The sequence below is a fragment of the Helcobacillus massiliensis genome, assembly GCF_033106145.1.
In the GTDB taxonomy this organism is placed as follows: Bacteria; Actinomycetota; Actinomycetes; order Actinomycetales; family Dermabacteraceae; genus Helcobacillus; species Helcobacillus massiliensis.
Window position 1 is genome coordinate 2056071 of record NZ_CP136959.1, and the last position, 21443, is coordinate 2077513.

Genomic DNA, 21443 nt, shown 5'->3' on the forward strand with positions numbered 1-21443 from the left:
CGCGCCGTCAGAAGCGACATTGTGGACACGGTTGCGTTACGACCGGGCGTCCGCCACCTCCGCCAACTGGTCGTCCACGAAGGCGCCGCTGGCTGAACGCCAGCCCGCAAACGCGAGCGCGAAGCCCGCCACCACGAGCGCCGTGATCACCGGCGGCCACGACCCGATCCGGTCGATCCCCACCCCCACCAGGAACGGCCCCGCCGCCGCCAGCAGATAGCCGATCGGCTGCACGAACCCGCTGAGGCGCGCAGTCACCGCCGGATCATGGGACCTCGCCGGGATCATCGCGATCGCCGTGGGGAACGACCACCCGCCGACGCCGAGGATCAGCGCGCACACCAGTGCGACGAGCGCCGCTGAGTCCCCGAACCCGTCGGCCCCCACCGCGATCAGCAGCAGAACAGCCCCGTACCCCGCGGCGGTCAGCAGCCCGAACGACGCGATGATCGGCGCGAGCCGTCGCGAGCGGTGAATGACCGTGGGCATGACCACGCCGCCCACCATGCCGAGCCCGTTGGTGACGAACACGGTCCACACCGCCACCACGGAGCTGATGCCGGCGTCCATCATCATCACCGGCATCCACCCCATCTGCACGTACGCCTGCATCGACTGCAGCCCGAACATCAGCATCATCCAGCGGGCGGTGCTGGAGCGCCACAGGGGGACGCGGACAGGGCGGGCACCGTCCGGTGACGGCGGATCCGCGGGGAAGTCGTACCGGGTGGTGGCCCACACGGCCGCCCACACCACTGCCGCGGCCGCCGCAGCCACCACCCAGATCAGCAGCGCCGACTGCCACGCCGCCAGCCCCAGCACCTCGATCGGTTCCCTGTCGCCCGCGCGCACCAGCAGCGCTGAGAGCGGCCCCACCGCGCCGCCGAGGCCGAGCAGCGTGGTGTACAGGGTCATGAGGCGGACCGTGCGCTCACCACCGTGGCGTTTGATCCACGCCGGCAGCAGCACGTTGCCCAGCGCGATGCCTCCCGCGATGAGGATGGTGCACCCGGCGAACAGCCAGATCGAGCCGACGAACGGGCGCGCCAGGATCCCCAGCACCAGGACCGCGAACCCCACCATCACGGCGCCGGACAGGCCGAGGCGCCGCCCGATCGGCACCGCCAGCACCCCTAGCACGGCGAAGCACAGGCCCGGGATGGCTGTCAGCAGACCGCCGGCGCTGGAGGACACGCCGAACTCCTCCAGAACCGTGCCGAGCACGGGCCCGAGCGATGAGATGCCGGGCCGCAGGTTCAGCGCCGCGACCGCAACGGCGACGAGGGCGAGCAGGGGGCCGACACCGCGCCTGCCGAACGGGAGGCGGGCGGCCCGGCGGCTGGAACGGCGCGCGGCGGCCCGGGTGAAGCGAGAGGAACGCGCAGGCTTCCGGGTGGAACGCGCGGGCGACTGGGAGGCATCCGACGGCTTCTCAGTCATGCTGTCTCCTCAGGAGGAGTGATCAGATGCGGCGGGATGCGGTCACGGCCCACCACATCCGCCACCAGGGCAGCATCGATCGTCTCGCCGCGGCGCAGCACCGTGAGGTCCCCGCGCGGCTCCAGGATCGCGAGCGCCACATCCTGCACACGGTGGATGCCGGCGCCGCGCAGCCGCACCATCAGCAGGTCCTCCGTGAGGGCGCGTCGGCGCAGCAGGTCGTTCTGGAGGGCCCCGTCGGCCATGATGACGCTGGCGTGGCCGGCGAGGCCGAAGCGGGTGCGGCCCCGCCGCCGCGCCTGCAGCAGCGGCCGGATGGAGCGGCGCAGGCGGCGGAACAGGAACTCCATCGCCATCAGCGTGTTCATCGCGACGAGCGCGCCGGCGAGAGTGGGTGTGTTGCCGAGCATGGCGCGGGCCGCGATGGAGCCGAGGCAGATCGTCACCACGAGCGTGAACGTGGAGGGCCGAGCCACCAGGCGGGGCCCGGCCGCGGTCAGCAGCAGGGTGAAGAACAGGTACAGCACCACGGTGGCGATGAGGACGCCGACGAGGCCCGCGGGGGACGCGCCGATGTGGAACCACAGAGCCGACCAGAACTCCGCCGGCTCCACGGCGGCAGGGGCCTCATGCACGGTCTGCTTCCTCCTCTAGGGTCGAGTCACGATCGGGAACTCAGTGTGCCTCCACCAGCGCGTCGCCGCACCGCTGGACGCGGTCGAGTCCATCATCACCGATATTCCGAACGCCGCGCGCACCCTGTCCGGGGTGAACGCCGTCGAGATGCTGACAGAGGGACCGTACCGGCCCGGCACCCGCTGGCGCGAAACCCGCCGGATGTTCGGCATGGACGCCACCGCCGAGATGGCGGCACGGACCTCGGGTTCTTGTTCCAGGCGCAGGCCCCATCGATCGGCGGATTGGGAACGAGGCTGGCCGCGCTGATGGGCCGGGCCGCTCAGGGACTGCGAGCCGTTGACCCAGTGTTCGCCTCGGCGGGATTCGTAGACTGCCCGCATGATCAGCACCCGTCGGCACCTCCGCATGGCAAGCTTCAACATCCGACACTGCCGCGGCGCGGACGACATCCTCTCGCTGCCCCGCACCGCCCGCGCCATCGCAGCGCTCGACGCGGACATCATCGGACTGCAGGAAGTGGACGTCTGCTTCGACGACCGCTCCGACCTCGCCGACCAAGCCGGCGCCCTCGGCGACGCGCTCGGCATGAACGCCGTCTTCGGCGCCTCCCTGCCCGCCCGCAAGGCCGCGGACGCCGCCGGCCGCGCCGCCCTCGGCCTGCCGCCCGCCCCCGACTGCACCGGCTACGGCAACGCCATCCTCACGCGCTTCCCGATCCTCGACAGCCGCACCGTCATGCTGCCCGTCCCCTCCGGCGGCGAGCAGCGCTCCGCGCTCATCGCCGACCTCGACTGTGACGGGGTGCGGGTGCGCGCCGTGGCCACGCACCTGTCCGCCGACGGCTCCGCGGGCGCCGAGGACCGGGCGCAGCAGGTGGCGGCTCTGCGCCGCGAACTGGCCGGCGATGGGGGCGGCGCCCGCGCGGGTTCCGGCGCTGACGGACCCGCAGACGCCGCCGGTTACGGAGGTGCGGACTGCGCTGCCGAGTCCGTACCGGCCGCGACGATCCTCGTGGGCGACATGAACTGCACGCCGTTCAGCGCCACCTACCGCGGCCTCACCCGGGATTGGCGCGACGCCCGAGTCGAAGCGCTCCGCGCCCGCACCAGCGCAGTGCGCGGGGCCGTCGGCCCGGTCCTCGGCGCCCTCGTGGGTGCGGGGGCGCGGTTCGCCGGCGGGTTCACCCATTCGTCCACCCTGCCGCTGCGCCGCATCGATCTGGTGCTGCTGCGCGGGGCTGTCCGTGCGGTGAGGACGTTCGTGCCGTCCACGCGCGTCAGTGACCACCGACCGCTGGTCGCGGACCTCGTCATCACCGACTGAGGCGCGCGGCTTCATCGCCTGCTGAGTCTCAGGGCAGGCCGAAGCCGCAGAGCTGGGCAGAGCCGCGGGGCTGGGCAGGACTGCGGGGGCAGAGAAGAGCCGCGGGGCCCGGCACGACCGCGGGGCCGAGAAGAGCCGCGAGGCTGGGGCAGAGCCGCAACCCCGCCGCGAGCCCCCGGTGCGCGGAGGCAGTGACCAAAAAACGACCAAAAACCGGCCCGAACGCGCATGTCCAGCCCGAAAGGGCGGATTTCGGTCGGAAAGTGCACGGCCGGGGGTCGGGGCCGGGGTTTGGGTCGGGCCGCAGGGCCGGGCCGAGGGCCGGGGTTTGGGTCGGGCCGCGGGGCCGGGCCGAGGGCCGGGGTTTGGGTTGGGCCGCGGACCGGGCCGAGGGCCAAGGCGGGTCGCCGGGGCCGCAGTTGGCGGCGGCAAACGGCACCGGCGCCAGAGGGCGGGGGTCAGAGCGCGCCGGTGTCAGACGGCGCAGGCGGCGCAACCGGCAGCGTGCGCCGGCGTCAGAGGGTGTCGGCGACCACGGGGATCGGCGCGGTGGAGACACGGGTCCGGCGCGCGCGCCCGAGCCGCCCGAACCGGCTGAGCCGCCCGAACGCGCGAGGCCACGGCAGCGCGCTGGGCCACGGGAACGGGCGGGGCCGCATCGTCACCAGCAGCAGACCGGCCACCATCACACAGCCGGCCACGATCGTCGCCGCAGTCAGCTCCTCACCCGCCACTACATGCCCGGTCACCATGCCGACCACCGGCACGAGAGTCGCGAGGGGCGCCACCTGGCTCGCGGGGTAGGTGGACATGAGCATCGTCCAGATGCCGGTTGCGATCGCTGATGACAGCAGGGACAGGAAGCCGAGCGCCAGCCACATCGTCAGCGCTTCCGGCCCCACGAAGGAGGCGAGGCCGGCCGCGGTGACAGCCGGGCCGTCCACCACAAGCGCGGCGATCAGCATCGGGATCGGCACCGCGATCGACATCCACATGGCGAGCGCGAACGGACGGTCACTGCGGATATGGGCTGCGGTGATGTTGCCGAACGCCCAGGCGAGGCCGGCGAGGATGCACAGCAGCACCGGCAGCAGGGAGGTTGCCTCCGCGCGCTGCACGCTGGCTCCGCCGAGGCCGATGAGGCACAGCACCAGGCCGATCAGAACCTGCCGGGAGGGGCGCTGCCGCAGCAGCAGGACACCGAGGATCACGGTGAACGGGGCGGACACCTGCATGATCAGGGAGCTCAGGCCCGTCGGCAGGCCGGTGCGCATCGCCGCGAACAGGAACCCGAACTCGAGGGAGCCCATGAGCGTGCCGTACAGCAGAATCCACCGCCACTTGACGGCCGGCCGCGGCACGAACAGGACCGCGATGATCGCCACGGGGATGAACCGCAGCGCCACCAGGAGGATCGGGCTGATGTGGGCCATCGCGGCATCGGCGACGATGAACTGCAGGCCCCACAGAAGAATGCAGAGGGCCCCGATGAGCTGGTGGAACAGACGCATGAGCTCTATGAGACCGCGCCGGCTCCGTTCAGCACAAGCACGAACTTCTACACCGACTGTGAAGCTGAGCTTTAGAATGAGGGGCATGGATCCCCGCCGCCTCGTTCTGCTCAGCGAATTCGCCGAACGTCGATCCATCACGGCGACCGCTACCGTTCTCCACCTGACCCCGTCGGCCGTGTCCCAGCAGCTCAAAGCGCTGGAGAAGGAGGCCGGGGCACCGCTGATGGAGCCGCGCGGCCGCGGCCTGGAGCTCACCGCCCTCGGCACGGCCCTCGCCGACACCGCGGTCGAGATCCGCACCGCCCTCGCCCGCGCCCGCGCCGTCGCCGATGAGCACGTGCTCGGCGTGGCCGGCACGGTCCGCGTCGCGATGTTCCCCAGCAGCGCGGAGCTGCTGCTGCCGGGCGCGATGTCGATGCTGCGCGAACGCACCCCGTCCCTGCTGATCGACCCGGTGATCCTCGATGCGCAGGAGTCGGAGTTCGCCCGCCTCGTGCCCGACTTCGACATCGTGCTGGCGCACAACGTGTCCGGAGCGGGGGCGTGGATGAGCCCGTCGATCAGCACCCAGCTGCTGCTGACGGAGCCGCTCGATGTGGCGGTCGCGCCCGATCATCCGCTCGCCGAGCGCGATGAGGTCAGCGCCGCCGAACTCGCGGACGAATCCTGGATCAGCGTGCCGCACGACTTCCCATTCGAGCATGCGTTCACTCGCCTGGAGCGGCTGATGGAGCAGCCGCTGACGGTGGTGGCGCGCCTGCCTGATCTGCGCACGATCGAGGCGCTGATCGCCACCGGGCACGGCATCGGTCTGGTCTCGCGGTTCACGGTGGCGGCGGACAAGGTGCGCACGCTGCGGCTCGCGGAGTTCCAGCCCACGCGGCAGATCTACGCGCTCACCCGGGCGGAGCATGCGAGTTCGCCGGCGGTCCGACGGGTGCTGGACGTCCTGGTGGAGGCCGGCTGGGAGGTGGAGAGGGCGGTGGCCGACGGGGCTGCGCAGTGAGCTCGACTCCCGCACCTCGGACTCCTCTGCCCGATTGTTGAACATTCCGCCCTTCCTGCCGGTTGGGAGCCTATGGTGGGATGAAATGGAACACAGAACAGTCAGCCGCAAGCCCGGCCAGCCCTTCGCGCAGACCTTCACCGACGCTCAGCGCGAGATCGCTGACGCCACCATCCGCGTGATCGCGGAGCAGGGCTTCGATGTGGTCAGTGTGCGCACCGTCGCCAAGGCGTCCGGCTTCTCCGCGGGCAGCGTCCAGTACCACTTCGGCACGCGGCAGGAGATCCTCATCGCGGCCCTGGTCCGCACGGTGCAGCGGTGCGGCGACCGCGCCGATGAGCACCCGAGCCAGCCGCTGCTGTTGGATTCGATGACGCTGAAGCTGTCCGAAGTGCTGCCGATCGGTCCGGTGCAGCGCGAGGACCTCGCCGCGTGGATCGCGTATTCGGCGGCGTCGTCCACACGCGATTGGCTGGCGCCGCTGCATACGGAGGCGGTGGAGATCGCTCGTCGGCGCGTCGAGCTGTCCCTGCAGCGCGCGGAGCGCAACGGCACGCTCGCCCCCGGGCTCGACCCCGTGTGCGGGTCCCGCCTCATCTCCGCCATGGTCAACGGTCTGACCGTGGAGTTCCTCAACACGGAGCCCTCCCCCGGTGAGATGCGCACCCTTCTGCGCACCGGCCTGTCCCGCTTCATCCTCGAAGAGGACTGACCGTCGCTGGGCAACAGTTCGGCAACAAAGCGCAGTCACGCGCATTCTCCGGCCTCCCCGTTGTTACCGTGAGCGGAGTCCATCACCGGTTCACGGGCACGAGGGGGCACTGCACCGATGACCGACTCGTCGCAGCACCGAGGTCGATTCCGACTTCCCGCTGCTCTTCTCGGAATCCTGACCGTCGCCGCGGTCATCGCACTGGCGATCATTCAGCCGTGGGCGCCTTCGCCGACGAAGTCGCCGGAGGCGCCGGCTGCCGCTGACAGCACCGATGGTCTCGACTCTGCCGCGGACCCTCCACCGGTCATGCCGGATGAGCCGGCGGCCACCACGCGCATGGGTGAGCGGGAGCGCCTGTTCGGCGACATCACGCCGAAGTCCATCACTTCCAACCGGCACGGCACACTGCTGGCCTCGAACATGATGTACAGCCACTCCATCACCGTGTTCGACGCCGAGACCCGCACCAGCCGGGACCTCTCGGACTCCGTGGACCTCACCGAGCTCGGCGTGGACGGCTTCCCCGGCATCACCAAGGGCGCGCCGGTGGAGTCCGCGTGGACGGCCGACGGGCGCTACGCGTACGTCTCGCAGTACACCCTCTACGGTGAGGGCGCCGGCCGTGCAGGCAACGACAAGTGCCTGGACCGCGAGCAGATCCGCAACTCCGTGCTCCTGCGCTACGACACCGAGAAGCACGCCTGGGATCAGGCGATCGAGGTGGGCCGGGTCCCGAAGTACGTGGAGATCTCCCCCGATGGCCGCACCGCGCTCGTCTCCAACTGGTGCGACTCCACCATCTCTGTGGTGGACCTCGAACGGGGTGAGGAGACTGCGCAGATCCCCGTGGATGCAGCGCCGCGCGGCATCGTGATCCTGCCGGACAACCGCACCGCATACGCAACCGCGATGTACGCCGACGAGCTGTACCGGCTCGACATCGAATCAGGCACCAGCGAGTTCGTGATGAAGACCGGCCGCAAACCGCGCCACCTCACCCTCTCCCCGGACGGCTCGCGCATGTACCTGACGCTCTCCGGCGCGGACCGCCTGCTGGCGCTGGATCCCGCCACCGGCGAAGTGGTGGACGAGACCCGCACGAGCCGGGAGCCGCGCTCCATGACGATCTCGGCCGACGGCACCGCCCTGTACGTCGTGAACTACTACGAGAACACGGTCTCGAAGTTCGACGCGGCGACCCTCGAGGAGCTGCAGCGCGAACCGGTGGGCACCCGCCCGATCGGCGTTGCGTACGAGCAGACCACCGGCACCGTCTGGGTCGCGAACTACGCCGGCAGCGTGGACGTCTTCGACGACACGCTCAGCGCAGAGGAGACCGAGGAGACCGAGGAGGCCGACGGGGACCGCGCCTCCGATGCACCAGCTTCTGACGGCGGCCGCTGACCGTCACGCCAGCGCGAGGGTCCTGCCCTGCCATCGGCGGCGCAGCCACCGGTTGTGCGATGCCACGATGATGCACCCGTCGGCTTCCGAGATCGCATCCTCCAGCGCCGTCACCAGGTCCAGGGACAGGTGGTTGGTCGGCTCGTCCAGCAGCAGCACGTCCGGCGGGTCCGCGAGCAGCACGGCGAGGTCGAGGCGTCGGCGCTGCCCCACGCTGAGCGCCCCGAGGTCACGGGTGAGGTCGCGGGGCCTGATCAGCCCGAACCGCGTCAGCGGCATCCGCTCGGCCCGCTCCTCCCCCACGGCGTCGGCATACACGTCGGCCACCCGGCGGTGGAGATCCGCGGGGGCGGCGTCCTGGGTGAGGAGGCCGACGGAGACTCCGCCCAGCAGGGTCAGGCTGCCGCTCGTCGGGGCGCAGCGACCAGCGATCGCGTGGAGCAGCGTGGACTTCCCGCTGCCGTTCGACCCCGTGACCAGGAGCTTCTCCCCGGCGGCGAGGGTGAACGAGGTGGGCTGCAACCGGCCCTCCACCGCCGCCTGAGCCGCTGAGACGAGCGGGCCGCTCAGCGTCCGCCCCGGCGGGATCCCCGTGAACTGCAGCTCCTCGGCCGGCCGCCGGATCTGGTTCTCCTCGAGGTCGTCGAGGCGCTGGCGGGCGTCGTTGACCCGTCGGGACACCACGGCGGCGTTGCGGTCGGCGTAGAACTTCTTCGCCATCCGGGTCTCGCTGCGCGGCGTCCAGTCGGTGTGCCCCACCTGGTGGTCGTCGCGGACCTTGCGCCTGAGGCGCCGCAGCTCCTCCTGCTCGTCCTCGTACTGCTGCTCCCACCGGCTGCGCGCATCGGCCTGCGCCGCGCGGTAGTCGGTGAACGTTCCGGTGAAGCGCGTGGCGCCGATCGCGGCGTCGGCGTCACCGCCCTGGTCACGCACTGCCGCCATGGCGACGGGACCGGGATCGAGGTCGAGCAGAGCCGTGACGGTGTCGTCGAGGAAGGCTCGGTCGTGGCTGGACATCACGACGGGGCCGGGGTGCGCCGCGAGGACTCCGGCGACGAACGCGGCCGCATCGTCGTCGAGGTGGTTCGTGGGTTCATCGAGCAGCAGCAGGTCCGGCGCCTGCAGCAGGAGACAGGCGAGGCCGAGGCGGGCCCGCTGGCCGCCGGAGAGGGTGACGGTGCTCCGCGACCTGTCGACCCCGCCGAGCCCCACCCCGTCCATCATGGTTCCGACCCGTGCGCTCACGTCCCACGCACCGAGGCGATCGGCGGTGTCCACGGCGGCGGCGAGGGCCTGTGCAGCGGCGGGGTCGTCGGGGTCGGCCGCGAGCCGGTCGCCGAGGCGGCCGACGGATTCGGCGGCGGCGCGGACCTCGGAGGTGGCGTCGTCGAGCGCCGCACCGACGGTGAGATGGGGATCCAGGTGCGGCTCCTGCGGGAGCAGACCCGTGCAGGGGTGCGTGCCGTGGGCGGCGATGAGCTCCACTCTTCCTGCATCGGGGTGGAGTTCACCGGCGAGGATGCGCAGCAGGGTGGTCTTGCCGGCGCCGTTCTCGCCGATCAGGCCGATCCGTTCCCCGGCTGGGACGGAGAAGGAGACATCCGCGAGGACGCGGTGGTCCGGGTAGGAGAACGAGATCCCGTCGGCCCGCAGGTGCGATCCGGTGGTGAAGGCCGACGGGTGCTGATGAGCGTGGTGAGGTGCGTGCTGGTGGCGCATGGTGATCCTGGTGGTCGGCGCCGCCGAGCCGTCGACGACGCGCAGACGTGCGCGCATGCCGGTGCGGCGGCGGGTGGGAGTCCTGCCGGGCGCTCGGGGCGCTCACGGGCGCAGGACGGGGACGGGATCACTCACAGGCTCATGCGTCCACCGTACGGATCGGGCCGGGGCGCGTCCACTGAATTACGTCGATCCACCGGCTCCAGGATAAGAGTTATCCTGGAGCCGGAAGGGCGGGCGCTCCAGGTTAGTGATTATCTCGGACGCGGAGTCCCCCGATTTCAGCAGGGCGTTGATGGAGGTGCGGGGTGGGCAGGCGAACAGCTCTCTTCTGGGAGAACCGCTACGAGTCGGGAGTGCCGCGCCGCGAGCGCCGGTCCGGCGAATTCTTCGCATACATCCCGGATCCGCTGCAAGGGCTTCCACTCCGAGTCAGTGCCGAGACCGGACAGGCCGTGGCGCGAGCTGAACGCGCCGTCCAGCGCCTCGGCGGTGCCCGCATGCACGACCTCGCTCTGGTCTCGCGGTTCTTGTTGAGGTCAGAGGCGATCGCGTCGTCCTTCATCGAAGGCATCGCCCCGAACCCGAAGAACATCGCCCTGGCTGAACTGTCCGAGTCCGACGAGCCCGTCCTGGGCCTGTCGGAAGCCGCGCAGCAGGTGGCCCGGAACATGACGATCGTGCGAACCGCGACCCAGGCGCTCGCTTCGGTCGACCAACTGACACCAGGCGACCTCGAGGAGCTGCAGATCGCGCTTGTCCAGGAGCGGCCCGACCTCCAGGGCGTGCGCATTCAGCAGAACTGGGTGGGTGGTTCGAGCTACCACCCGCTGGAGGCCGCACATGTCCCCCCACCCGCTGCGCTTCTCGACGACCTGATGCGGGACCTCACCGACTATCTTTCGGGGGCGGCACACTCCCCGATCATCCAGGCCGCACTGGCGCACGCCCAGTTCGAGACCATCCATCCCTTCCCTGATGGGAATGGGCGCGTAGGGCGAGCCCTGATCCACACGGTGCTGACCCGGCGTGGACTCACCCCGGATGCGGTTCTGCCCGTCAGTCTGATCCTCGCCACCCGGCGGGACGAGTACGTGGCGGGACTGACGGCGTTCCGCTTCGAGGGCGAGCCCGATTCACCGGAAGGTGTTGCGGGGATCAATCGGTTGGTCACTGTGTTCGCTGATGCTGTCGGCCACGCAGCTGAGCAGGCGCTGGTGCTGGAGCGCGAACTCACCCAGTTGCGCAACGAGTGGCAGAGCATGCTCGAAGAGGGGCGACGCCGCGCGGGCCGGGTCCGGGCACCGAGGCGCACATCAGCGGTGCTGATGGTGCTCGAGGGCCTCCCCGGGACCCCAATCCTGACGCCCGCGACTGTGGTCCGCATGCACGGCACGTCCCTGTCGGGCGCCGCGAGCGCCCTGAGCGAGCTCGCTGAGTACGGCATCCTGTCCACCGTCTCCATTGGGCGGGGGAACCGGGCCTACATGTCGCCTGATGTCCTGAACCTGATCACCGTGCGCGAGCGCGCCCTTGCCAGCCCCGCGTTCGATACCGCGGTCTCGCCCCCGAGCTGGAAGGTGCCTGCCCTGCCGCCCGAGGGGCGGTGAGCGCCGCCGCCTGTTGCGCATTCAGCTAGGCGCTTCGACGCGCCGCCCAAGGGGAGTTGACGGGGATCGCCGGCACCCGGATCTCCAGACGATCATTCATACCAAAAATATACGAGGCCTTTCGAGGATGTAGACGCGATCCTACGTTTCCGCAGGTAGAGGCACTGAAGAAGGGCCGCACCAGAGGCCGACATTGGTAGAGGGCCGCAGGCGGAGGTGTACGAACACCGCGCTGGCGCCTACTGCGCCATGTCCTTGAACCGCGAATAGTGCCCCTCGAACGCCACCGGGATCGTCGCGGTGGCGCCGTTGCGGTGCTTCGCCACGATCAGGTCCGCCTCGCCGGCGCGCGGCGACTCCTTCTCGTAGTAGTCCTCGCGGTGGATCAGCACGATCAGGTCCGCGTCCTGCTCGATCGACCCGGACTCGCGCAGGTCGCTCATCATCGGGGTCTTGTCCGTGCGCTGTTCGCTGCCGCGGTTCAGCTGCGAGATCGCGATCACCGGCACCTCGATCTCCTTCGCGAGGAGCTTGAGGGCACGGGAGAACTCCGACACCTCCTGCTGACGGGACTCCACCCGCTTGCCGGAGCTCATCAGCTGCAGGTAGTCGATCACCACGAGCTGCAGATCGTGCTTCTGCTTCAGTCGGCGGCACTTCGCGCGGATCTCCATCAGCGTCATGTTCGCCGAATCGTCCATGAACAGGGGCGCGTCCGAGATGCGGCCCATGGCGCGGGCGAGGTTCTGCCAGTCCCGGTCATCCATCGTGCCGTCGCGCATGCGGCTCATCGGCACCTGCGCCTCCGCACTCAGCAGACGCATCGTGATCTCCGTGCGGTCCATCTCCAGGGAGAAGATGACGGAGGTCTTCCCGTTGTGGATGGACGCGGAGCGCAGCACATCCATGCCGAGCGTGGTCTTACCCATCGCGGGTCGGCCGGCGAAGATGATCATCTGGCCGCCGTGCAGCCCCTGGGTGAGCTCATCGAACTGCTGAAACCCCGTGGGGATGCCGGACACTTCGCCGCCGCGGCCCTGCACCGCCTCGATCGTGTCCACCGTTTCCTCAATGGTCTCCGCCAGCGGTACGAAGTCCTCGGAGGCGCCGCGCTCGGTCACGGCGTAGATCTGCGCCTGCGCTTCGTTGACGACCGCGTCGACCTCGCCGCCTTCGGTGGCGTAGCCGAGCTGCACGATGCGGGTCCCGGCCTCCACGAGCTTCCGCAGGGTGGAGCGCTCCGCGACGATGTCGGCGTAGTAGCCGGCGTTGGCGGCGGTGGGCACCATGTCGATGAGGTCCGCAAGGTACGCGGAGCCGCCGATGCGCTGCAGTTCGCCGCGCTTGGAGAGCTCATCGGACACGGTGAGGAGGTCCGCCGGTTCGCCGCGGCCGTACAGGTCGATGATCGCTTCGTAGATGAGCTCGTGCGCGGGGCGGTAGAAGTCGCCCGAGCGCACCCGCTCCACCACGTCCGCGATCGCGTCCTTGGACAGCATCATGCCGCCGAGGACACCGCGCTCCGCTTCGAGGTCCTGCGGCGGCAGGCGGTCCATGCCCGGGTCGCTGCCGGGCTCGTACACCTGGTTCGTGCTCATTGATGCATCCTCCCCCGCCGGTGCGCCGTCGCGGCGCGTCAGTCCATTGTCGTGTTCAGCAGCTCAAGAACGCGCCCCGGGTCCGTATCCGGATTGGTGAACACGAGCCGAAGGAGTGTCTCACCTTCGTGCTTCGTGGGCACACACAGCATCAGCCCGTCGTGAGCAAGTCGCTCCGACCAGGCGGTGTACTGCTCCGGGCCCCAGCCGACGCGGCGGAACACCACCACGGACAGCTGCGGCTCCACCACCACCTCGAGGTGGTCGGCGGCGCGGATCCCGTCGGTCACCTCGCGGCAGATCTCCAGCGTCCGCTCGATCGCGGCCGTGTACTTCGCGGTGCCGTGCGTGGCGAGGGAATACCAGAGCGGCAGCCCGCGGGTGCGGCGCGACAGATGCGCCGCGAGGTCCGACGGGTTGACGTCCGTCCGCACGATCTGGTCGAGGTACTCGGCGTGCTGGGCGTGTGCCTGGTACGCGAACGTGGGGTCGCGGTACAGCAGCGCGCAGCAGTCGTAGGGCGCGAACAGCCACTTGTGGGGGTCCACGATGAAGGAGTCGACCTCCTCGATCCCCTCGAAGCGGTGACGCACCGACGGGGCCGCGAGCGCCGCTGCGCCGTACGCCCCGTCCATGTGCACCCAGAGGCCGCGCTCGTGCGCGACCCTCACGATGGATGCGAGGTCATCGACGATGCCGGCGTTGGTGGTGCCGCCGGAGGCGACGACGGCGAACACGTTCGGGTGCTCATCGAGCACAGGGGCGAGTTTGTCGCCGGACAGCCGGCCCTGCTCGTTGAGCTCCACGGTGACGACTTCGCAGTCGAGCAGGGACGCGTTGGAGCGGATGGAGGAGTGGGCGCTGGTGGCGCAGGCGATGGCGAAGCCCTCCGGCGGCCGGCCGTTCGGGTAGCGCCCGTCGGCCTCCCACCTGGTCTTCGCACGCTGCCGGGCGGTGGCGAGCGCGGACAGGTTGCCGGCGGTGCCGCCCGCGACGAAGCAGCCGGCGCCGCCGTCGGGCCAGCCGGCGAGGTCCATCAGCCAGTCGAGGACCTGGTTCTCGGCGAAGATAGCGCCGGCGCCGCCTTCCCAGATGCCGCCGAAGACGTTCGCGGCGGAGACCACGAAGTCGAACGCGACGGAGGCGCGGGTGGGAGCGCCGGGGATGTAGGCGAGGTTCATCGGGTCGTCGGCGGAGCGGGTGGCGGGGTGGAGCACTTCGTCGAAGATGCGCATCGCTTCGGCGTGGCCGATGCCGTCCTCGGTGATGGTGGCGCCGACGTCGGCGGCGAGGGATTCGGCCTGCCTGGCGGTGGACTTCGGGTCGTTCGCCAGCGCGGTGTGGCGGCGCGCCCAGTTCTGGGCGGCGTCGACAGCGGCGGTCTCATCGCCCCACACGGAGGACACCGGGCGCGGGTACTTGTCAGTGTTCGAGTTGCTCACGGTTGCCGATTGTCTCACGGACCGGAACAGTGCGGCACGGTTTTCAGCGGGTGTGGATCAGTGCCGGGGCGGCGGTCAGTCGGTGGAGGCGGCGCGGAAGGCGCGCAGGCGCAGACTGTTCGTCACCACGAGCACGCTCGACAGTGCCATCGCCGCGCCAGCCAGCATCGGGTTCAGCAGCCCCAGCGCGGCCACCGGGATCGCGAGCACGTTGTAGAAGAACGCCCAGAAGAGGTTCGTCCTGATCGTGCCGAGGGTGCGGCGGGACAGGCGGATCGCGTCGGCCGCGGCGCGCAGGTCCCCGCGCACCAGCGTGATGTCCGAGGCTTCGATCGCGACATCGGTGCCGGTGCCCATGGCCAGGCCCAGATCGGCCTGCGCGAGTGCGGGGGCGTCGTTGACGCCGTCGCCGACCATCGCCACGACCCGTCCCTCGCCCTGCAGGCGGGAGACCACATCGACCTTGTCCTGCGGGAGGACCTCGGCGATGACCTCGTCGATGCCGACCTCGGCAGCGACCTGCTCGGCGACGCTGCGGTTGTCACCGGTGAGCAGCACGGGCTGCAGGCCGAGACTGCGGAACTGGGCGATCGCGTCGGCGCTGGTGTCCTTGACCTCGTCGGACACCACGAGGACGCCGCGGGCGGAGCCGTCCCAGCCGACCACGACGGCGGTGCGGCCCTCCGCTTCCGCCGCCTGCTTCGCGTCGGCGACCTCGGCGGGGATCCGCATGCCCTCGTCGGTCAGGAAGGCATCCCGGCCGACGGCGACGGCGCGCCCGTCGATCACTCCGCGCACACCCCTGCCCTCCACGTTCTCGAAGTCGCTCGGGGTGGGGAGGGTGCCGAGCTGGTCGGCGGCCCCGTCGGCGATGGCGCGGGCGATGGGGTGCTCACTGTAGGCCTCGAGGCCGCCGGCGGCGGCGAGGACCTCGTCGCGGGAGGTTCCGTCGGCCGCGGCGACCTGGTGGAGGGTCATGGTGCCGGTGGTGACGGTGCCGGTCTTGTCGAGCACGACCGTGTCGACCTGCCGGGTGGATTCGAGGATTTCGGGGCCCTTGATGAGGATGCCGAGCTGGGCGCCGCGGCCGGTGCCGACCAGCAGCGCCGTGGGGGTGGCGAGGCCGAGGGCGCACGGGCAGGCGATGATGAGAACGGCGACTGCGGCGGTGAATCCGGCGGCGAGGGGGAAGCCCGCGCCGATCCAGAAGCCGAGGACGCCGACGGCGATCGCGATCACCACGGGCACGAACACGCCGGAGACGCGGTCGGCGAGGCGCTGGATCTCGGCCTTGCCGGACTGGGCTTCCTCCACCATGCGCGCCATCTGGGCGAGCTGCGTGTCGGAGCCGACGCGGGTCGCGCGCACCACGAGTCGGCCGCCCGCGTTCACCGTGGCACCGGTGACGGTGTCGCCCTCGCCGACCCCCACGGGCACGGATTCGCCGGTGAGCATGGAGGCGTCGATCGCGGAGGTGCCGGAGGTGACGACGCCGTCGGTTGCGACCTTCTCACCGGGGCGAACGATGAACTCCTCCCCCACGGTGAGCTGCTCGATCGGGATGGTGTGCTCGCGGCCGTCGCGCAGAACGGTGACGTCCTTCGCGCCGAGTTCCATGAGGGCGCGCATCGCGTCACCGGCGCGGCGCTTGGACCGCTTCTCGAAGTAGCGGCCGAGCTGCAGGAAGAAGACGACGCCGGCGGCGACCTCCAGGTAGATGGAGTCCAGGCCGCTGCCGTGCGACAGGGTGATCGCGAATTCGTGGCGGGTGCCGCGGTCACCGGCGGTGCCGAAGAACAGCGCCACGATCGACCAGAGGAGGGCGGCGCTGGTGCCCACGGAGATGAGGGTGTCCATGGTGGCGGCGCCCTGTTTGAGGTTCGCCCAGGTGGCGCGGTGGAACGGCCAGCCGGCCCACACCACGACAGGTGCGGCGAGGGCGAGGGACGCGAACCCCCAGAAGTCGAACTGGAGCGCCGGGATCATCGCCATGAGGATCACGGGAATGCCGAGGATCGCGGAGCCGATCAGGCGCTGCTTGAGGGAGGCGAGCTCTGCTTCCTCCCGCGCCTCGACGGGGTCGGAGGCGGCGGCGCCGACGGATGCCTGGGGGCCGTCGGCCCCCTCCCCCGCGCTGGCGGGGGCGGCCTTCGGCTGCGGGAGGGTCGCGGAGTAGCCAGTCTTCTCGACCACGGCGATGAGGTCCTGCGGGTCCATGTCCTCCGGGACTTCGATCCGCGCCTTCTCGGTGGCGTAGTTGACGGTGGCGCTGGCGCCCTCGACCTTGTTGAGCTTCTTCTCGATGCGGTTGGCGCAGGACGCGCAGGTCATGCCGCCGACTGCGAGCTCAACGAACTTCGTGCCGCTGCTGAGGGGAGTGTCAACGGACATGGTGGGCTCCTTCCGCTGCGCTGGGGGTGGTGAGGCCGACGGGTGCTGCGGCGACTGGGGCGGAGGCAGCGGCGCTGTGCGTCCAGTCGTCCACCACGGAGTCGGGGATGAGCCAGGAGCCGAGGAGGGCGGAGAGTGCGAACACGGCGGCGAGGATCAGCGCGTAGATCCCGAGTCGCGCTGGGGTGCTCATGGGCTTCTCCTTCCGGCGCGCTTGGGCGCCACGAGTCGGTGACACCATCGACACTATACCCCTCAGGGGTATCAAACAAGGGCGAAGGTCACATTCCATGGCGTCGTGCACACGCGTGTTCCGCTGAGATGCCGAGGAGTCCGGCCGGGTGCTACGGTGCTTCTACTCGGGGCTATAGCTCAGCTGGTAGAGCGCGTCGTTCGCATCGACGAGGTCAGGGGTTCGACTCCCCTTAGCTCCACAGAGGATTCAGCAGCGCCCGTTCCGCATCTGCGGGGCGGGCGCTGCTGTGTTCCGCGCACCGCGCGGCTCAGGCCGGCTCGCGCGGGTACTCACCGCGGTAGCCGAGGAAGTCCACCCGCAGGCCGTTCTCGCCGCGGCGCACCCGCACCATGCGGGTGATCGAGTAGATCGCGCCGACCACTCCGAGGTATTCGAGCATCTCCTCGATCTGGATGGCCAGCATGAGATGCCAGGTGACCTGGCCGAAGTGCTGCTCGATGTGGCCGCCCACGGTCTCTATCACCACGGCACCCAGCAGGAACACCGCACCGGAGAGCACGAGGCCCACCACCACGGAGCGGGGCAGGCGCCACAGCAGCGGCAGCATCACGAGCGCCACGAACAGCACCACGATGATCCCGGCCGCCACCCAGCTGTAGGACAGCAGCCCCTCCGGCATGTGCAGCTTGAGCTTCCCACCGACCCGGTACAGCTCCTCGTGCAGCATGCTGGCCTCATCCGCGGACGCATACAGCGCGATCGCCGCCAGGATGTACCAGAGGAAGGATCGGCGGTCAGCGGCGAGCCCTACCACGACCGCGGTGACGGCGAACAGCATCCAGAGCGACGCCGCCCACCAGGCCGCAACGTTCGCCTCGCCGGCCACATCGAACCGCTGGAACAGCCACAGCCACACCGTGTCCGCCCACTGCGTCTGCACCATCCGCACATACAGCAGCCCTGACGCGGTCACCACGAGCGCGGAGATGACCGCGAGGACAGCGGCCAGGCGGGTGCTGCCGAGGCGGCGCGGCCGGGCGGGGCGGCGCGCTTCGCCGGCGACCCCCGCGGCCTGGGGACCGACGGGGCCTGAGGTGGGAGGCGCCGCCACCGAAGATGAACGCGACATGACCATCAGCCTTGCAAGAAGTGAAGAACAGCCTGAGGTTAGCCAAGTGGTCGGCAGATTGCCCACAAAGGCGGTCGGAGCCACACGCACCTCACGCACCAGGCACTCCCCCGGGAGGAGAAGGACGGCTCGGCCGCGTCACTCACCGATCGTCAGCTGCTCCGAGGCGGGCAGGCCGACGGGGTCATCCCCGAACGGTGCAACCTCCAGATACGACGGCACACCGCCATCGATGAACAGCAGGACGAGAGCGGAACCGTCCGCGAGATCGGCGGACAGCACGATCCTCTCGCCGCCGCTCGGGTGATCGGGCGCCGGCTCCGGTTCCAGCTCGATCGACGGGCACAGCCCGCAGCCGCACTCCCCCGACACCACGAACGCATCCAGCATCCCCAGCCACCGGTCACGGTCGGCACCCGTCGGCACCGCTTCACCACCGCCCGGAACAGCACGGAGGATCATCGCCTCCAGCAGGGCGCGCTCGGGGCCAGTGAGCTGACGGGGCGCACTCTCCCGTGACTGCGCGCGCGAGTCGGCCGACTGCGACGCGCTCATCACCGGCCGGTGTCCGAGATCAGGCGGGGCCGAACCGACGCATCGGTCTGCAGCCAGTCCGCGATCACCCGCGGGCGCACATCGAACTCGTGCAGGCGCTCGATCGGCAGCCACGCCGCCCCCGTCTGGCGCTCCGAGTCCGGCAGCTCCCCGAGGCCGGGCTTCTCCCCCTGCTCCAGGCCGCACCAGAGCATCAGGTTGATCTGGTGGAAGCGCGACCCCGTCGGCTTCCCATCCTGGCGGCCGAGCTGCTCCGAAATGACCTCACAGACCACAGCGAGATCATGGACCCGCACCTGTACGCCGATCTCCTCGAGGCACTCGCGCCTCACGCCGTCCTGCACGGTCTCCCCGTGCTCGAGACCGCCGCCGGGGACGGCGAAGAAGCGCCCGCCCGTCACCGGGTCGGAGAACTCCTCCAACAGGATGTGCCCATCGGCCTGGATGAGCGCGCGCACGCCCGTGCGAACATTCGAATACCCCGGATCCAGCTCCATGCCGGTCACGCTACCACCGCCCCGCCGGCCCCACAGGACAGTGTCCGAACAGTCAGGGAAGGGAGGCTCCCATGGCCGCAGAGCAGGGCGAACAGACTTCGCAGCCTGCCCCGCACCGCCCCGACGCCCCACCCGTCTGGGCGCTCGCCACCGCGTTCGCCGGAGGCGTCGTCGGCGCCGCCCAGTCCCGCATCAACGCCGAACTCGGGACCGCACTGGCCGACGGGTTCGCGGCCGGACTCACCTCCTTCGGCGTCGGCCTGATCGTCGTCACCGCCGTCATCGCCGCGCGCCCCGCACTGCGCCGCCGCACCGCCGATCTCCTCACCGACCTCGCCCGCGGCCGCGTCCCCTGGCTGTACGCCTTCGGCGCGATCGGCGGCGTCGCCTACGTCCTCGGCCAGTCCCTCGTGGTGGCACTGACGGGTGTAGCGCTGTTCCTGGTGTGCGTCGTGGCGGGGCAGACGATCAGCGGAATGGTGCTGGACCGGGTCGGCTTCGGGCCGTCCGGGCCGCGCACCGTCAGTCTCAACCGTCTCGGCGGCGCCGCCCTCATGCTGGTCGCCGCCGCGATCTCCGTCTCCGGCGGCTTCACCGGAGGCATCCACGTGCTGCCGCTTCTCGCCCCCATCGCCGCGGGCCTGCTCATGGGCTACCAGGCCGCTGCGAACGGCCAGGTCACCGCCCACGCCGGTCATTTCCTCGTCGCCACCCACTGGAACTTCCTGCTCGGCACCGTTCTGCTCGCCGCCGCCGCCATCGTCAACATCGTGGTCAACGGGCCGCCGACGGTGCCGCCCGCCGATCCGCTCCTGTTCACCGGCGGAGTCCTCGGCATCGCCGTGGTCGGCGTCAGTGCCGCCCTGGTGCAGCACCTCGGCGTCCTCACCTTCTCCATGACGCTCGTGGCCGGCCAGATCATCGGGTCGCTGCTGCTGGATGCTGCGCTGCACCCGTCGGCCCTCACCCTCCCGACCGTGCTGGGTGCCGCCCTCACCCTCGTGGCCGCTGTGCTGACCGCCGGGATGCGGCCGCGGCGGCGGCCCTCGCCCCGTTCCGTGCGTTTCAGCGCGCTTGATCGGGATTGAGCGCGCTGAAACGCATGCAACCGTCGGCCGCGGCGACGGAGTAGGCTGAAGTCCCGCCGACCCCGGCCAGCAACCACGGCCATTCCCGGCCAGCGACCGACCCGAAGGAGCCGACGTGCCCGCACCGCGCGACACCGCCCTGCTGGTCCGCGCCGCGCGCCTCTACTACGAAGAGGACTTCTCGCAGGCCGACGTCGCCCGCACCCTCGGCATCTCCCGCTCCAACGTGTCCCGCATCCTCGCGCGCGCCCGCGACCAGGGCATCGTCACGATCCGCATCTCCGACCCGGAGGCCGCCCCCGCACGCGTCGGCGACCTGGAGCGCATCCTCATCGAACGCTTCCACCTCGACGACGCCATCGTCGCCTCCGACTCCGGCGAACCCGCGATCGACGCCGTCGGCCGCTCCTGCGCCGAACTCGTGGAGCACCTCGACGCCCAGTCCTTCGGCCTGTCCTGGGGGCACACCCTGCAGACCCTCGTGTCCCACATGGAGCCGCGCGGCACCCGGCAGAACATCGACGTGCTCCCCCTCGTCGGCGGGGTGTCCGGCCTCGACACCCTCGACTCCGGCGACACCCTGCTGCGCGTGTTCGCCTCCCGCCTCGGCGCGAAGCCAACGCCGCTGTACGCGCCGGCGCTTCTGGAGTCCGCGACGGCGTACTCCGCGTTCATGGGCGAGTCGTCGATCGCGTCCGTGCTGGAGCGCGCCGGCGGGGTCGACGTGGCGCTCATCGGAATCGGCTCCAAGGGCAAGCACTCCTCCACCCAGATCCTGCGCGCCATGAAGCTCACCGACGACGAAATCGCCGCGTTCGAAGCGCAGCAGCCCGTCGGCGACCTCTGCGGCCGCTACTTCACGGCCGACGGGGCCGAGATCGGTCCACCCACCAGCGAACGCGTCATCTCCGTGACGTTCGACCAGCTCAGGCGCATCCCCACCACCGTCGGCCTCGCTGCGGGCGCGGAGAAGGCGCCCGGTGTGCTCGGGGCGCTGAATACGGGCCTGCTGAACGTGGTGGTGCTGGACGTGGCGCTCGCGCAGGCCGTGCTCGGGATGGTCTGAGGCGGGCGGGGCCGGCAGCCGGGGCACTCCGGCCGGGGCACTCCTGCCGGGGCACTCCGGCCGGGGCGCGCCAGTGCAGAATTCGACGGATGTTCGTTATTCCGCCTGAAT

At 70.5% G+C, this 21443-nt stretch carries 19 protein-coding genes and 1 tRNA gene; 9 read left to right on the forward strand and 11 right to left on the reverse strand.

All coding sequences use genetic code 11. The features are described 5' to 3' along the window. Nucleotides 1-36: 36 nt before the first annotated feature. Together R3I40_RS09405 and R3I40_RS09410 are read right to left on the reverse strand one after the other, a co-directional pair. Nucleotides 37-1440, reverse strand: coding sequence for an MFS transporter (locus R3I40_RS09405; RefSeq protein ID WP_183377017.1), 1404 nt, complete (start codon nt 1438-1440; stop codon nt 37-39). After that, on the reverse strand, nt 1437-2075 hold the full coding sequence (locus R3I40_RS09410) for a DUF421 domain-containing protein (protein WP_259923931.1): 639 nt from the start codon (nt 2073-2075) through the stop codon (nt 1437-1439). Before R3I40_RS09410 ends, R3I40_RS09405 begins: the two co-directional genes overlap by 4 nt. Before the next feature lie 43 nt (nt 2076-2118). Here R3I40_RS09410 and R3I40_RS09415 point away from each other — a divergent pair, with 43 nt between their 5' ends. Continuing rightward, on the forward strand, nt 2119-2385 hold the full coding sequence (locus tag R3I40_RS09415; protein ID WP_285261821.1) for an SRPBCC family protein: 267 nt from the start codon (nt 2119-2121) through the stop codon (nt 2383-2385). 72 nt (nt 2386-2457) lie between these two features. Next, nucleotides 2458-3402, forward strand: coding sequence for an endonuclease/exonuclease/phosphatase family protein (locus R3I40_RS09420; protein ID WP_285261822.1), 945 nt, complete (start codon nt 2458-2460; stop codon nt 3400-3402). A gap of 515 nt (nt 3403-3917) precedes the next feature. On the opposite strand, the gene R3I40_RS09425 is transcribed toward R3I40_RS09420, so the two are convergent. Further along, nucleotides 3918-4913 carry an EamA family transporter gene (locus R3I40_RS09425; protein WP_285261823.1) on the reverse strand — a complete coding sequence of 332 codons (996 nt, stop codon included), beginning with the start codon at nt 4911-4913 and terminating at the stop codon, nt 3918-3920. A gap of 85 nt (nt 4914-4998) precedes the next feature. Here R3I40_RS09425 and R3I40_RS09430 point away from each other — a divergent pair, with 85 nt between their 5' ends. The 3 genes from R3I40_RS09430 (at nt 4999) to R3I40_RS09440 (ending at nt 8041) form a co-directional block, all read left to right on the forward strand. Beyond that, on the forward strand, nt 4999-5922 hold the full coding sequence (locus R3I40_RS09430) for a LysR family transcriptional regulator (protein WP_285261824.1): 924 nt from the start codon (nt 4999-5001) through the stop codon (nt 5920-5922). An 85-nt stretch (nt 5923-6007) separates the two neighbouring features. Then, nucleotides 6008-6634, forward strand: coding sequence for a TetR/AcrR family transcriptional regulator (locus R3I40_RS09435; protein WP_183377012.1), 627 nt, complete (start codon nt 6008-6010; stop codon nt 6632-6634). 117 nt (nt 6635-6751) lie between these two features. Further along, nucleotides 6752-8041: a beta-propeller fold lactonase family protein gene (locus R3I40_RS09440; RefSeq protein ID WP_285261825.1), complete on the forward strand. Its 1290-nt coding sequence runs from the start codon at nt 6752-6754 to the stop codon at nt 8039-8041. Between the two features lie 3 nt (nt 8042-8044). Here the strand turns inward: R3I40_RS09440 and R3I40_RS09445 are convergent, their stop codons facing one another. Beyond that, the gene (locus R3I40_RS09445) at nt 8045-9760 is read right to left on the reverse strand and encodes an ABC-F family ATP-binding cassette domain-containing protein (RefSeq protein WP_317699960.1); all 1716 of its coding nucleotides are present in this window, start codon (nt 9758-9760) and stop codon (nt 8045-8047) included. Nucleotides 9761-10116: 356 nt separating this feature from the next. On the opposite strand from R3I40_RS09445, the gene R3I40_RS09450 reads away from it, so the two are divergent. Then, entirely contained in the window at nt 10117-11370 is a 1254-nt protein-coding gene (locus R3I40_RS09450) for a Fic family protein (protein ID WP_285261827.1), read from the forward strand. 239 nt (nt 11371-11609) lie between these two features. Here R3I40_RS09450 and dnaB read toward each other — a convergent pair whose 3' ends face one another. The 4 genes from dnaB to R3I40_RS09470 all read right to left on the reverse strand — a co-directional run bounded on the left by dnaB (nt 11610) and on the right by R3I40_RS09470 (nt 16994). Next, on the reverse strand, nt 11610-12968 hold the full coding sequence (gene dnaB / locus R3I40_RS09455) for a replicative DNA helicase (RefSeq protein WP_183377219.1): 1359 nt from the start codon (nt 12966-12968) through the stop codon (nt 11610-11612). Between the two features lie 38 nt (nt 12969-13006). Continuing rightward, nucleotides 13007-14410, reverse strand: a complete 1404-nt coding sequence (locus R3I40_RS09460) for a pyridoxal phosphate-dependent decarboxylase family protein (protein WP_285261828.1) — start codon at nt 14408-14410, stop codon at nt 13007-13009. Nucleotides 14411-14485: 75 nt separating this feature from the next. Then, nucleotides 14486-16801, reverse strand: a complete 2316-nt coding sequence (locus R3I40_RS09465) for a heavy metal translocating P-type ATPase (RefSeq protein WP_285261829.1) — start codon at nt 16799-16801, stop codon at nt 14486-14488. After that, nucleotides 16791-16994 (reverse strand): hypothetical protein, encoded by a 204-nt coding sequence (locus R3I40_RS09470; protein ID WP_183377222.1) that lies wholly within the window; start codon nt 16992-16994, stop codon nt 16791-16793. Before R3I40_RS09470 ends, R3I40_RS09465 begins: the two co-directional genes overlap by 11 nt. A 168-nt stretch (nt 16995-17162) precedes the next feature. Between R3I40_RS09470 and R3I40_RS09475 the strand changes: the two genes are divergently transcribed. Then, a tRNA-Ala gene (locus R3I40_RS09475) sits at nt 17163-17235 on the forward strand. 69 nt (nt 17236-17304) lie between these two features. Here the strand turns inward: R3I40_RS09475 and R3I40_RS09480 are convergent. The 3 genes from R3I40_RS09480 to R3I40_RS09490 form a co-directional block, all read right to left on the reverse strand. Then, nucleotides 17305-18126 carry a DUF8692 domain-containing protein gene (locus R3I40_RS09480; protein ID WP_285261830.1) on the reverse strand — a complete coding sequence of 274 codons (822 nt, stop codon included), beginning with the start codon at nt 18124-18126 and terminating at the stop codon, nt 17305-17307. Nucleotides 18127-18264: 138 nt separating this feature from the next. After that, nucleotides 18265-18681, reverse strand: coding sequence for a hypothetical protein (locus R3I40_RS09485; RefSeq protein WP_259923952.1), 417 nt, complete (start codon nt 18679-18681; stop codon nt 18265-18267). After that, nucleotides 18681-19178 carry an NUDIX domain-containing protein gene (locus tag R3I40_RS09490; RefSeq protein WP_285261831.1) on the reverse strand — a complete coding sequence of 166 codons (498 nt, stop codon included), beginning with the start codon at nt 19176-19178 and terminating at the stop codon, nt 18681-18683. The genes R3I40_RS09485 and R3I40_RS09490 overlap by 1 nt, the downstream gene beginning before the upstream one ends. A 71-nt stretch (nt 19179-19249) precedes the next feature. On the opposite strand from R3I40_RS09490, the gene R3I40_RS09495 reads away from it, so the two are divergent. Next, entirely contained in the window at nt 19250-20266 is a 1017-nt protein-coding gene (locus R3I40_RS09495; protein ID WP_285261832.1) for a DMT family transporter, read from the forward strand. 115 nt (nt 20267-20381) lie between these two features. Continuing rightward, complete coding sequence (locus R3I40_RS09500; RefSeq protein WP_285261833.1) at nt 20382-21332, forward strand: sugar-binding transcriptional regulator; 951 nt, start codon at nt 20382-20384, stop codon at nt 21330-21332. The last annotated feature ends 111 nt before the right edge of the window (nt 21333-21443 follow it).

Excerpts from the sequence above, each read along its gene's own strand:
- R3I40_RS09405 (WP_183377017.1), bottom strand. The coding sequence starts at position 1,440 with ATGACTGAGAAGCCGTCGGATGCCTCCCAGTCGCCCGCGCGTTCCACC.
- R3I40_RS09420 (WP_285261822.1), top strand. The coding sequence starts at position 2,458 with ATGATCAGCACCCGTCGGCACCTCCGCATGGCAAGCTTCAACATCCGA.
- R3I40_RS09425 (WP_285261823.1), bottom strand. The coding sequence starts at position 4,913 with ATGCGTCTGTTCCACCAGCTCATCGGGGCCCTCTGCATTCTTCTGTGG.
- R3I40_RS09430 (WP_285261824.1), top strand. The coding sequence starts at position 4,999 with ATGGATCCCCGCCGCCTCGTTCTGCTCAGCGAATTCGCCGAACGTCGA.
- R3I40_RS09435 (WP_183377012.1), top strand. The coding sequence starts at position 6,008 with ATGGAACACAGAACAGTCAGCCGCAAGCCCGGCCAGCCCTTCGCGCAG.
- R3I40_RS09440 (WP_285261825.1), top strand. The coding sequence starts at position 6,752 with ATGACCGACTCGTCGCAGCACCGAGGTCGATTCCGACTTCCCGCTGCT.
- R3I40_RS09445 (WP_317699960.1), bottom strand. The coding sequence starts at position 9,760 with ATGCGCCACCAGCACGCACCTCACCACGCTCATCAGCACCCGTCGGCC.
- dnaB (WP_183377219.1), bottom strand. The coding sequence starts at position 12,968 with ATGAGCACGAACCAGGTGTACGAGCCCGGCAGCGACCCGGGCATGGAC.
- R3I40_RS09465 (WP_285261829.1), bottom strand. The coding sequence starts at position 16,801 with ATGTCCGTTGACACTCCCCTCAGCAGCGGCACGAAGTTCGTTGAGCTC.
- R3I40_RS09470 (WP_183377222.1), bottom strand. The coding sequence starts at position 16,994 with ATGAGCACCCCAGCGCGACTCGGGATCTACGCGCTGATCCTCGCCGCC.
- R3I40_RS09480 (WP_285261830.1), bottom strand. The coding sequence starts at position 18,126 with ATGTCGCGTTCATCTTCGGTGGCGGCGCCTCCCACCTCAGGCCCCGTC.
- R3I40_RS09485 (WP_259923952.1), bottom strand. The coding sequence starts at position 18,681 with ATGAGCGCGTCGCAGTCGGCCGACTCGCGCGCGCAGTCACGGGAGAGT.
- R3I40_RS09490 (WP_285261831.1), bottom strand. The coding sequence starts at position 19,178 with ATGGAGCTGGATCCGGGGTATTCGAATGTTCGCACGGGCGTGCGCGCG.
- R3I40_RS09495 (WP_285261832.1), top strand. The coding sequence starts at position 19,250 with ATGGCCGCAGAGCAGGGCGAACAGACTTCGCAGCCTGCCCCGCACCGC.